Source organism: Kosmotoga arenicorallina S304, assembly GCF_001636545.1.
GTDB lineage: Bacteria > Thermotogota > Thermotogae > Petrotogales > Kosmotogaceae > Kosmotoga_B > Kosmotoga_B arenicorallina.
In genome coordinates this window covers 98411-110099 of record NZ_JFHK01000002.1, presented here as the reverse complement: position 1 = coordinate 110099, position 11689 = coordinate 98411, and the positions used below count along the sequence as shown (strand labels likewise).

General features: G+C 40.6%; 12 protein-coding genes. 5 read left to right on the top strand and 7 right to left on the bottom strand.

Going from position 1 to position 11689, the window contains the following annotated elements; translation table 11 throughout:
• Positions 1-10: 10 nt before the first annotated feature.
• Positions 11-883, top strand: a complete 873-nt coding sequence (locus AT15_RS00800) for an acetamidase/formamidase family protein (RefSeq protein ID WP_235598465.1) — start codon at positions 11-13, stop codon at positions 881-883.
• Position 884: 1 nt separating this feature from the next.
• Here the strand turns inward: AT15_RS00800 and AT15_RS00795 are convergent, their stop codons facing one another.
• The 6 genes from AT15_RS00795 to AT15_RS00770 form a co-directional block, all read right to left on the bottom strand.
• Entirely contained in the window at positions 885-2492 is a 1608-nt protein-coding gene (locus tag AT15_RS00795) for a hypothetical protein (protein WP_068345393.1), read from the bottom strand.
• Positions 2467-2838 carry a type II secretion system protein gene (locus AT15_RS00790; protein WP_068345390.1) on the bottom strand — a complete coding sequence of 124 codons (372 nt, stop codon included), beginning with the start codon at positions 2836-2838 and terminating at the stop codon, positions 2467-2469. The genes AT15_RS00795 and AT15_RS00790 overlap by 26 nt, the downstream gene beginning before the upstream one ends.
• Positions 2835-3215: a hypothetical protein gene (locus tag AT15_RS00785; RefSeq protein WP_068345389.1), complete on the bottom strand. Its 381-nt coding sequence runs from the start codon at positions 3213-3215 to the stop codon at positions 2835-2837. Before AT15_RS00785 ends, AT15_RS00790 begins: the two co-directional genes overlap by 4 nt.
• Before the next feature lie 160 nt (positions 3216-3375).
• A complete protein-coding gene (locus tag AT15_RS00780; RefSeq protein ID WP_068345388.1) occupies positions 3376-4194 on the bottom strand; it encodes a carbohydrate ABC transporter permease in 819 nt (272 codons plus the stop codon).
• A complete protein-coding gene (locus tag AT15_RS00775) occupies positions 4191-5135 on the bottom strand; it encodes a carbohydrate ABC transporter permease (protein WP_068345387.1) in 945 nt (314 codons plus the stop codon). Before AT15_RS00775 ends, AT15_RS00780 begins: the two co-directional genes overlap by 4 nt.
• A 33-nt stretch (positions 5136-5168) precedes the next feature.
• On the bottom strand, positions 5169-6404 hold the full coding sequence (locus AT15_RS00770) for an ABC transporter substrate-binding protein (protein WP_068345386.1): 1236 nt from the start codon (positions 6402-6404) through the stop codon (positions 5169-5171).
• Positions 6405-6607: 203 nt separating this feature from the next.
• On the opposite strand from AT15_RS00770, the gene AT15_RS00765 reads away from it, so the two are divergent.
• Entirely contained in the window at positions 6608-7903 is a 1296-nt protein-coding gene (locus tag AT15_RS00765) for a sigma 54-interacting transcriptional regulator (RefSeq protein WP_068345385.1), read from the top strand.
• On the opposite strand, the gene AT15_RS00760 is transcribed toward AT15_RS00765, so the two are convergent.
• Positions 7895-8743, bottom strand: coding sequence for a DegV family protein (locus AT15_RS00760; RefSeq protein WP_068345384.1), 849 nt, complete (start codon positions 8741-8743; stop codon positions 7895-7897). The two genes, AT15_RS00765 and AT15_RS00760, sit on opposite strands and share 9 nt — an antisense overlap.
• Before the next feature lie 153 nt (positions 8744-8896).
• Here AT15_RS00760 and AT15_RS00755 point away from each other — a divergent pair, with 153 nt between their 5' ends.
• From AT15_RS00755 to ybeY, 3 genes are read left to right on the top strand one after another with little or no spacing between them, the layout of a single operon-like run.
• Entirely contained in the window at positions 8897-9883 is a 987-nt protein-coding gene (locus AT15_RS00755; RefSeq protein WP_084251369.1) for a PhoH family protein, read from the top strand.
• Positions 9867-11306: an HDIG domain-containing metalloprotein gene (locus tag AT15_RS00750; RefSeq protein ID WP_068345381.1), complete on the top strand. Its 1440-nt coding sequence runs from the start codon at positions 9867-9869 to the stop codon at positions 11304-11306. The genes AT15_RS00755 and AT15_RS00750 overlap by 17 nt, the downstream gene beginning before the upstream one ends.
• Positions 11260-11688: an rRNA maturation RNase YbeY gene (gene ybeY, locus AT15_RS00745; protein WP_068345380.1), complete on the top strand. Its 429-nt coding sequence runs from the start codon at positions 11260-11262 to the stop codon at positions 11686-11688. Before AT15_RS00750 ends, ybeY begins: the two co-directional genes overlap by 47 nt.
• The last annotated feature ends 1 nt before the right edge of the window (position 11689 follow it).

Below are 11689 nucleotides of genomic sequence, written 5' to 3'. Positions count from 1 at the left end.
AGGTGCTGTGATGTACAGATTAAAGAGAGGTAACGTTGTATATGAGATGTCAAAAACCAACAAACCCGCATTGTATATAAACCCGGGTGATGAAATCCTCATTGAGACCGAAGACTGCTTCAGCCACAAGATCGTACATGAAAGCCAAAGGCTTGATAAGGATTTTGATTTTTCAAAAGTCAACCCGGCAACGGGGCCCATTTTCGTAAGAAATGCACTACCAGGTAAAACTATATCGATAGAAATAAAGCGCATTGAGCTTGATACACAGGGTGTAATAGAGTTATATCCGGGTTTTGGGGTGTTAGGTGATTCTGTTAATAAGAGCATGACGAAAGTTGTTAAAATGGAAAACAATCAAGCTGTTTTTGACACGATGCGACTCGATCTAAAGCCCATGATTGGAGTTATTGGAGTTGCTCCTTTTATAGGCTCGATACCCTGCGGTGTACCGGGAGCGCACGGAGGAAATCTTGATACTCTGGAAATCACTGTGGGCAGTACCGTCAAGCTCCCTGTTTTTACTGAAGGAGCTTTGCTAGCTATTGGAGACGTTCATGCACTCATGGGTCAGGGCGAAGTATGCGGAACGGGTGTAGAAACAAGGGCTTTAGTTGAAATCAAAGTGGTTCTGGAAGATTTACAGATAAGCGAACCCATTGTGGAGACAGATGACGCGATCTATTTCCTTTCAAGCGATAAAGCTCTCGATACTGCTATAAAAAATGCGGTAAGATATACTGTCGATTATATTTCAGAGAAAAAGCGTATCACTTTTGAAGATGCCTATATGCTTGCAAGCATTTCTTGTGATTTGCAGATAAGTCAGGTGGTGAACCCTCTTAAAACGGTGAAGATGCGATTGCCTAAATCAATACTGTAACTTACCAGCTCCTCAGGCCAAAAAGGCGTAACTTCTTTTTGAGGTAATTCGTAAGTACCTGATCAGGTACTCCGAAGAGATTATCAAGATATTGGTCAAGATCCCCTTCAATACTCAAGGCTGTAATCCCACCTACTATGAACAGCTGGCTGTTATGCCCCCCTGAAGAGACCTGGTCAAGATCAGGAAAGACTACTTTACCACCTTTTCCATCTTTGGGCAGTGCTTTTACTCTTGCTGTAACGGTTTTTATGCCATGACTGGAGTTGCCATTTCCCTGTTTATAGTACATGTAAACATCTCCACCGAGGGATGTGATGGAAAGTAAATCGTTAATGGCTCTTTTTGAGAGCACATCTGAAAGATCTGAAAGGCTGCTGATTCCCTGGTTGGCAACATCGCTGTTTCCCTGTCCATTGTTGAAAGCTTGATAATAATCCCTGTATATGAGGTTGGAATTTATAACTACATCCCCGGTAGCTATTATGTCATACTTCCCCACAACAGCCAAGGCTTTATGTGGATCACTAGCTTGTGAACTATAGTCAAAAACAGCATCTCCTTCAATCAGCACATTAAGATAATCAATACCATAGTCATCAAGATTTATATTAAAAGATTGCCCTCCGGACGTGAAAGTGATTTTAGTTGCTGGGTCAACCTTTTTTTTAGCATCGTAATTAGTATCGAAGGTAACATATACCGGAACATCTGGACTGGGAGATTTTACAACCAAAAGTGTATCCTCAGTTAAGGAAGCAGGTAAAATATCATAGGGATACTCGACAGTAACAGAAGCGAGCGAGCTGAGCTTTTCAACGGTTTCCGCTGTTTTTTGAGAAAGATATTCTTCTGCTGATGTAGCTATCTTAGTATAAACAAAGTCAGAAGTTTCAGGCGGAAGGTTTACATCTGACGCGTATAGGTCTCCCAGAAATATATTCGCCGGGTCTCCCGAAGAAACGATAGCTTCACCCAAAATAACAACAGGTCCTGCAAAGAAGTCTCCTTTGCCGATTTTATTTTTTCCTTTTTTTGTTGTTTTTAGTTCCGAAAAGGTCTTTCCGGGATAAGATGTGGCAAGCACAGGAATCACTTCATAAATTTCTCCGAGCGTCGCAACAGCATATCTTGTCATGCCATTTCTTTCAGCTGAACTAATCAGAACATACCTATCTCCTATATTGTATAGGACAGCCGTTGCATCATAACCTTCAATCCACGGTTGAGAGGCGAGAAGATTTTGAAACTCAGGATCGCTTGTTAGCAATAAGCAGTTCGCATTTTTGAGCGTTTCCAGGCTCTCCCCCCAAAGATAGCCTTCCAGACCGCCTCTGGAACTTACAAAATCTATAAATTCTCCAACTTCCGGCCATGAGTCGTTGAAGTACAATTTGGCATATCTGTCGCTGAGAAAACCAGCTGAAAGGTTGACGAGATTTTCACAGGTATTTTGAACGGACCGAACCATCGAATATTCCCTGGAGCGTTTTATGGTTCGATTGAGCTGAAGGCTCATGGTTGTCAATACCATCGAAGCAAAAACCATGACGAAAAGAGTTATGGTCAATACATTACCCTTTTTATTTCTCTTTATAACTGACAACATAGAAGCCCTCACTCCTTCCGGTAAGTGTATCCATGATTTCCACTTCGTATAAAATTATGTTCTCGTCGCCACCAGGATTCGTAAAACTTACATCTTTGGTCACTTCAAATTCATGAAGTCCTACATTATCAAGCAACTGATCAATACCTGTTTTTAAATTTGTGGCAGATGGCGAATACATAAAAAAGTCCACTATAGCTGATTTTGCTGCAAGAAATCTCACCGCATGCTGGTTTTCGCTTGAAACTTCTTTGATGCGGCTCATAATATAGAGACTCGAAATGAGAAAAATACCCACAACAAGCAGGGCTATTATCGTCTCTACCAGCGAGAATCCTCTCTTCAAAAGAACCTCACCGCCCCATTAGTTCTTCTAATAACCCCCTCATAAGATAGAGTGGCATCATAAGTAAGCCACTGGGTTTCGCCACCAGCTGAAAAATCAATATCACTTATATTTTCAGCGATAACACTTGTAACTGTTCCATCAGGAGTCGCAGGAAAAGTATAAATAACTCTTTTTGATGTTTCGTCGAAAAAAATCATTTGTGTAATTGTTGCAAAACCTGTAAAGCCTTCTTCAGTATATTGAGGGACAGAAGTTAAAAAATAAATGGTATGTTCATCAAGTATCTCAGAGAGACCGTTCCAGTTTCTCGAAATAATATAGTCAAGCGAGGTCTGCAATTTCGTCGCTTCTTCATCGAGAATGTTAGATTTCATGATTCGCCCTCCGGTGCGGATGAAAAATACAGTTAGCACCAGTATTGTGATTATCACTATTGACGAGATAGAAAGTGCCGCTAAGAGCTCTGCCAGAGTCATCCCCTTGCGCATATTATCAATCCTTTTTAAAATTTATCTAAAAGTATTATATACCATCTCACCCTTTTACTGAACCTGCGAGAAGACCCCTTAAAAAATATTTTCCCAATAAGACATAAACCAGCAGAGTTGGAAGGGCTGCAAGCAGAGCCCCCGCCATTTGTACGTTCCACTCCACGACTTTACTCCCGGCAAGGTTTACAAGGGCAACGGTGATTGGTTGCTTTGTGGGATCACTGGTTACAGTAACAGCAAAGAGGAATTCGTTCCATATGTTCGTGAATTGCCATATTATGACTACCACAAAACCGGGAAGTGATATGGGAAACAAAACCTTCCAATAAGCCTTAAAGATACCCGCACCATCTATATGGGCAGCTTCTATGAGCTCTGTGGGTACTTCGGCATAGTAATTCCTGAAAATGAGTGTTGTAATAGGAAGCCCGTAAATAATATGAAGGACAACCAGCCCCCATATTGAGCCATACAAATTGATACTCTGTAAAAATCGAATCACAGGGAAAAGCACGCTTTGATAGGGGATGAACATACCAAAAAGTATTAAAGTGAACAAAAGGTTAGATCCCTTGAACTTTATTTTTGAAAGCACATATCCATTTATTGATCCTACTAATGCGGAAATAATCGTAGCCGGTATTACAAGAATAAAACTGTTTTTCAGGTTTGGTGATAGCTTGCTGAAAGCCTTCTCAAAACCGTCCAGGGAAGGCCTGGTAGGCAGGAACCACATTTTTTCAAGGCTAACTTCCTGCAATGGTTTGAAGCTCGTGGAAATCAAAACGTATATTGGGATGAGGAAAAACGCAGCAAAAATGACCAGCAGGATGTATGTAAATATCTTGTTTGCTCTATTCATTTGCCCACTTCCCTTTTCATAGATGAGATAAGATAGGGCACTATAACAATAGCGACCATGACAAGCATTACCATTGCTATTGCAGATCCAGTAGCATATTTATTTGCCCTGAATGTCGTTTCAAACATATATATTGCAGGAACATCAGTAACATTGTTAGGACCGCTTCCGGTCATTGAATAGACCAGATCGAAGATCTTCAATGAGATATGCCCGAGAACAATCATCGCGCTAAGCGTAATTGGTTTGAGAATGGGGAACTTTATTTTCCAAAAAATCTGCCTGTTGGAAGCGCCATCGACTTTTGCCGCTTCAATGAGCGCTTGGTCTATACCCCTCAATCCTGCAAGATACATAGCCATGGTGTAACCGGATAACTGCCATATAGCGGCTATTATAACAGGAATTAAGGCGAGATTGAAATTAAAAATCGAAGCCGTGCTCGTATACCATTTCCATTGTAGAGACTCAAGACCCAGCAATTTATAGAGAAGGTTCATTCCCTGGGGGAATTTTGGCAGAATGCCTGGTGCGAAAATCCAGCTCCAAACGGTTCCTGTTACGACAAAGGATATCGCCATTGGAAAAAGGAACAAATTCTGGAAAATCCTTGACCCTTTAAGACCTTTGTCAAGAAGCGAAGCCAGCAATATTCCCAGTGAGAGGCACCCCAAAATGAAAAAGAGTGTAAAGAAAAATGTATTCCATAAGTCCGTTTGAAATCTCGGATCTTCAAAGAGCCGGAAATAATTTCTAAGCCCAACAAAGACATATTCACCTTTCATCAATCTGGAAAAGCTGTTCCAATTTGAAAAAGATACCCTTACTGTCCAGCCTATAAATCCATAAACGAAAATCCCCAGAGAAACAAGGGTTGGCAGGAGTATGAAAAAGCCGATTAACTTTCTGCGAGTTGATCCTTTTATAAAAACCACCCCCATGAAAGAACAAAGGGCCCCGAAGGGCCCTGTGAATTATTCGAGGTAATCTTCAGCAGCGTAAATTATTTCTCTGAGAGCTTTCTTAACATCTTTGGTTGTTATGAACATGTTCAGCGTATCGTTCAATGCGGTAGCAAATCCTTCCGGGGCTGCTGAACCATGGATTATGGATGGACAGAGAGCATTAGTTGCAAAGTCATTCATCGACCAGGTAAGGTAATCATCGTAAAGGCTCCTGTCGGCATCAATTCTTGCGGGAATGGATCCTTTTATCGGGTTGAAGGTATCCTGCCCTTCCACCGAAGAAATTATCTTTAGCCATTTGATGGCATTTTCTCTGTGCGGAGCGTTTTTAGGTAGCCCAAAAGTGTCTGTTACGACCATAAAAGAACCTTTTGTTCCGGGAACGGTCATCCAACCAAATTCCTTTCCGGGTGTCCACCCGAGGGTCTTCAAATAGCCTTCAGCCCAGTCTCCCATCACATTGAAGGCTGCTTTGCCTTCAAAGACAAGCAAAGTTGCATCCTGCCAGGTAAGGGATGCATGGTTTTCATTTACGTAGTTCATAAGTTCTTTGAAAATCTCAAGGGCTTCTTTTATTCCCTGGTGATCGAAGGAAGTCCGTCCATTCCATAAACCGTTGTAGTTATATGCTCCAAGAGTGGAAAGGAGAATATCTTCAAATAGGTGAGTAGCCGTCCACTTGTTTTTGTCGCCCAGAGCAAGCGGAACATATCCTGCAGCTTTTATTTTCTTGAGTACCTCAATGAATTCAGGCCATGTTTCGGGGACTTCTTTAATACCCACTTCCTCAAGAATCGCTTTGTTATAGAAGACGACATTTCCCCTGTGAACGTTTACAGGTATTGAGTAAACCTCGCCTTCATAGCTGCAAATTCGCAGGATATCAGCAGGGAACTTATCCTTTATTCCCCATTGTTCCAAAAGCCCTGTAATAGGTTCCATCATTCCGGTGACAACATAGGTATCAATTAGCTCCATGCCACCGTGCACCTGGAAGGAATCAGGAGGATTACCACCAAGCATTCTTGTCTTCAATACGGCCTTTGCATTGGTTCCTGCACCGCCAGCAACGGTTGCGTTTATAATCTCAACATCCGGGTAGTACTTATGGAATACGTCGTAAAGAGCAAGTAATCCTTCCTCTTCGCCTCCACCAGTCCACCAGCTGAAAATTTCAAGTTGATTTTGCCCAAAAGCAAGATAAGAGAAAAGCAGAACTGCTAAAATCACTATCACCTTTTTCATACCGATACCTCCCCCTTTCAATTCCCCCAAACGGGGTCTCCAAATTCAGCATATCGAGAAAATTCATTACAAACAAAGATTTAACTCCATTTATTATAATTATAATATTTTCATACCTTATAATGCAATATCATTTATCAAAAATTGCTTTATAAAGAGGTGTAGGTGATAAAAAAATGTATAATATGTTGGGAGGTGTTCAAGTGAATTACAGAGCAATAATGGTCGGTGAGGGATTGAAAGAGCTTGAAGCTTTTAACTGGTTTTCGAACATATATGAGCTGGATTTTGATTATCTGGTGAATACGGGCAGAGATATTCCAACATTGCTTTTTATAGATGGCTCTTCGTATGATGAGAAAGTTTTGCAGGACTGGCTTTATGCTTTTACAAATATCATACTGATTAATAATAACCCCATCAGGGCTTTTATAATAAAAGGGTATTCAGAAGAGGTCAATACATTCAAGGGGTACTATCGGGTAATCGGTGGCCCGAAAAGTTCAAGGCAAATAATTCAAGAGGTTATCAACAGGATTGAATCGCAGCTTTCAAGAATCGTTGGAGTGAGCAGAAAAATAGTTGAACTGAAAAAAATGCTCGTTCTTTCCATGTTTTATGACGGAAGTGTGATGATACTGGGTAAAACCGGTACAGGAAAGAACCTCCTTGCCGAAGTGTTGGCTGAAGTATCCCCTCGCTGGAACAAACCTTTTTATTCCATGAATTGTGCGGCAATTCCAGAAACACTGCTTGAAAGCGAACTCTTTGGATACAAAAAGGGAGCTTTTACCGGAGCAGACACTGAAAAAAAGGGACTCATTGAACTGGCGAATACAGGTACACTTTTTCTCGATGAAATCGGTGATATGCCCGCGAATCTTCAAGCAAAGATATTGAGCATAACAGAAAATAGGGAGTTTTTTAAAATAGGCGATACACAGCCTAAAAGGGTTGATGTACGTTTTATTACTGCAACAAACAGAACAGAAGACACAGCACTCAGAAACGATCTCCGATTTAGATTGTCAGCCATAAAAATAGAGCTACCCCCTTTAAAGGAGCGTAAAGGTGATATTCCAATTATTTTTGATAACGTGCTTAAGAAAAAGGGATACTTGCTTACATTTAAGAATTTGCCCAATGAAATAAAAGATATATTCCTGGAGTATGACTATCCAGGAAATATCAGAGAATTGCTAAATATGATCGAAGAATATCTCACTGTTAATACTGTCGTTTATATGAAAACAACCAAAAACCTCGATGAACTAACTCATCTGTTGACTGAAGAGGCTAAAATTAGATATGTGACAAAGGGGCTTACCTATAAGGAGTTTCTTAATAGTCTGCACAAACTGATAACCCGAGAACTGCTTGAGCAGAGAATAAACGACCTGGAAGGAGATGTCAATCTCCTTTCAAGGGAATTTGGCCTGACACCCCGCAGGCTACGAGATTTAATTGCAAAACTCAGATCTGAGAAAAGTTCAGACTGACTTTTCCTTCCATTCCGTTATTATACCGATAACCGAAGGTCCCAGATGTGTTAATACGACAGGTTCAACTGTTGATATTCGGGCTTCGACATTGTTGAAATTGCTTTTCAACTTTTCAAAAAGGAATTTGCTGTCATCGGAGCGATTTACATCAAGAATCCAGACACCTTTCAACTCATGACCAGCCATAGGCATTGTAGCAATGGAAAACAATCTTTCAAGAAGCTTTTTATTTCCCCTGACTGTTCCTGCTGCTTTGAGTTCCCCATCCGACAATTCAATTAAAGGTTTCAAGTTCAAAAGGCTTCCTATGAGAACCTTTGCTTTTCCAATTCTGCCACCGCGATATAAATGATCGAGAGAATCCACAGAGAAAATTACCCTGACCTTTTTATGAAACTGGTTAGCGTAATCAAGCATTTCGTCCAGTGTTCTTCCTTCACTTGCGAGTTTTCTTAAATTTATAGCTAGTGCCCCTAGAGCGTAACTCGTTAATTTTGAGTCTATAACTTTTACCGGTATATCGACCATTCCTGCCGCAACCACTGCTGAACTATAAGTACCGCTCAATTTTGCAGAAATAACTGGAACGAGAATGCAATCATAATCTGCTTTTAGCGACTCAAAAACTTCAAAGAAATCGTTGGGGCTAGGCTGAGAAGTGAGTGACGAAAAGCTCGGATCTAGCATTTCATCACTGTATTTCTTCAGATCAATTTCAGAAGCTTTGAAGTATGAACCATCTCTGTTGATATAGAGAGATACAGTGTGGATGTCATATTTTTTAAGAGTTTCCTGATCAAGCGAACAGGTACTGTCTGTAACAATAGCAAATTTCAAAATACCACCTCCCGGACATTTTATGCAACAGAATGCCAGCTTAGAATAACCTAAAACGTTCTAAATATGAACACTTTGACTACCCTCAGTTCGGAAACTGTACGCTAAAGGAATATGCTGTATAATTTATTCATAAGACAGGGAGGCGATAAATTGCCTGTAAGAAAAATTCATATTCCAAAAGAAGTAGAAATGAGCGAATTGTTTGGCGAGTATGATCGTAAGGCTCGCTTCCTTCAAAAGAGATTCGATGTGAAACTTTCTATAATTGGCAATGAAGTATGGATAAAAGGAGAAGATTCTAACGTCATTGAAATCGTAAAAGATATAGTTGATGAACTAATTGAGATGAATACTGACGGGCATCTTGTTGACTGGAGGGAATTTGAGTACCTTGTAGAGCAACACGAAATAATGCAGAAGGAAGAAACGCAATTTGGAGGCTATTACAAAGAAATCAAAGGAACCAGCGTTCTAACCAACAAAATAAAGCCAAAAACGGTAGGCCAAAAAAGATATATAGAAATTATGAGAAAGAACGATATAGTGTTTTCTATAGGTCCTGCGGGGACTGGAAAGACTTATCTCGCAGTGGCTATGGCTGTTGACTTTTTGAAATCAGGTAAAGTGCAGAGAATTATACTCACAAGGCCCGCCGTTGAAGCCGGTGAAAAATTGGGCTTTTTACCCGGGACTCTTTCTGAAAAGGTAGACCCTTACCTTCGTCCGCTGTATGACGCCCTCATGGATATGCTTCCTATGGATAGGCTGAATTATTACAAAGACAACGGCATTGTTGAAGTCGTTCCCCTTGCTTACATGAGAGGCCGAACTTTGAACAATTCCTTCATTATACTTGACGAAGCCCAAAATTCAACTTATCAGCAAATGAAGATGTTTCTGACAAGAATAGGCTTCAACTCGCGAGCAGTTATTACCGGTGATATAACTCAAATAGACCTCGAGAGGAATCAAGACTCCGGTCTTGTGCTGGTTCAAAGAGTGCTGAAAAACATAGATGGAATTTCCTTTGTTTACCTAACAGATCAAGATGTTGTAAGAAACCCCCTCGTGAAAGAAATAATAAAGGCTTACGATTTATATGAAAGAGAGGAAAGAACTGATGAAAAAGGGGATTAAGAGAAAAAATCATTTCAGGCCCTTTAGATTTGAAACGATAACGAACTATCTGCTCTTTCCAACCCTGATGGTACTGCTTATGAACCTGTTTTATCTTGACTGGCCCCGGAATCCTTTCATATCCTTTGTCGGCTCGATAATTTTCTGGTATCTTTTTGCTGAAACCAGCTTTAAGCGCAGTGATTACTTCAAGTTACATAGAACATATAGATATGTCGTCTTTACCGTTATAACATTGGGAATACTTCTAAACGCAGCCTTTTCTTATTTCATATCCCCTAATTACTCGGTGAGTCTATCCCCGATTTTTCTTTGTGTAACCATTCTAACCATTCTAATTGGTTATGAAGAAGGTCTTGCTTCCGGACTCTATCTTGCATTTATGACCACTACGGTTAACAGTTTTTCCATAGAGGATTTTGTCGTTCTATCCGTGGTTGCTCTTTTCTCTGCCCTCTTAACGAGGAGAATACTCAGAAGAATCCACATAGCTCGTGCAGGCTTTGAAGTTGGTGCTATATTTCTGTCGCTGAGGGTTGTATACTATATTTTCAACATGAAATTCAATATGATGGATTTGACCTTTTCTTTCTTAAATCCGGTAATATCCTCAATAATCGCCGTAGGTATCATTCCATATATCGAATATGTCAGCAGGATATACTCCGATGTTGGCTTACTGGAACTTGGAAATCTTTCACATCCGCTCTTAAAGGAACTCTCCATGAACGCACCCGGTACTTATTATCATAGTGTAGCCATCGCCAATCTGGCTGAAGCGGCTGCGGAAATGATAGGCGTAAATGCTGTGCTTGCAAGAGTTGCTTCATATTTTCATGATATTGGAAAGACAAGAAGGCCCCAGTACTTCACGGAAAATCAGCGCGACATTAACCCTCACGATGGACTGACGCCTTCAATGTCAAGCCTTGTTATCAACGAGCATGTTAAACTCGGTGTAGAACTTGCAAGAAAGTACAGACTGCCCCTGCTGGTTGAAGATGTCATAAGAGAGCATCACGGCACGCGTGTGAAGAAGTATTTCTATCACAAAGCAAAGAATTTTGGCGAAGCAAACATCGAAAATTTCAAATATCCCGGACCGAAACCTCAATTTAAGGAGTCTGGCATTATCATGCTTGCTGACTCTGTGGAAGCTGCCTTTAAAAGCCTTAAAGACCCTTCTCTTGGAAAGATTAAGGAACTTGTAGAAGACATTGTGAATGGCATTTACAACGAAAGGCAGCTCGATCAGAGCGGGCTAAATCTCAGCGATCTCGAAGAGATAATAGATGCTTTTACTCGCGTTCTGGTAAACACCAGCCAGAGCCGAATTGAATATCCCCGAGAAAAGGTGGAAAAGGTGGTGATTTCCGATGAAAATCGCAATAGAAAACCAAACAGCAAAGATAATCAATCTTGAAAAACTTGAAGCTTTGATAAAAAATGTAATTGTTGATGAACTTGGGAACGAACCCAATACAGAACTGGACCTTTTGCTCACTGACGATGCGGAAATCGCGAAATTGAATGCGAAGTACAGGAAAAAGGAAGGCCCTACTGATGTGCTTTCTTTTGAATATGGGCTTGATGAAGATGTTATTGGCGATATGATAATCTCCCTTGAAACCATTGAACGCCAAGCAAAAGACTATGGAAACAGTTTTGAGGAAGAATTGAGTTTGATGATAATCCACGGATTATTGCACATTCTTGGCTATGAACACGAAAATGATGAAGAAGAAGCGAAAGAGATGTTTCAACGTCAGCGAAAATATTTTGATAAATTTGTCAAGGAGGGATAAA

Excerpts from the sequence above, each read along its gene's own strand:
- AT15_RS00800 (WP_235598465.1), top strand. The coding sequence starts at position 11 with ATGTACAGATTAAAGAGAGGTAACGTTGTATATGAGATGTCAAAAACC.
- AT15_RS00795 (WP_068345393.1), bottom strand. The coding sequence starts at position 2,492 with ATGTTGTCAGTTATAAAGAGAAATAAAAAGGGTAATGTATTGACCATA.
- AT15_RS00785 (WP_068345389.1), bottom strand. The coding sequence starts at position 3,215 with ATGAAATCTAACATTCTCGATGAAGAAGCGACGAAATTGCAGACCTCG.
- AT15_RS00780 (WP_068345388.1), bottom strand. The coding sequence starts at position 4,194 with ATGAATAGAGCAAACAAGATATTTACATACATCCTGCTGGTCATTTTT.
- AT15_RS00775 (WP_068345387.1), bottom strand. The coding sequence starts at position 5,135 with ATGGGGGTGGTTTTTATAAAAGGATCAACTCGCAGAAAGTTAATCGGC.
- AT15_RS00770 (WP_068345386.1), bottom strand. The coding sequence starts at position 6,404 with ATGAAAAAGGTGATAGTGATTTTAGCAGTTCTGCTTTTCTCTTATCTT.
- AT15_RS00750 (WP_068345381.1), top strand. The coding sequence starts at position 9,867 with ATGAAAAAGGGGATTAAGAGAAAAAATCATTTCAGGCCCTTTAGATTT.
- ybeY (WP_068345380.1), top strand. The coding sequence starts at position 11,260 with ATGAAAATCGCAATAGAAAACCAAACAGCAAAGATAATCAATCTTGAA.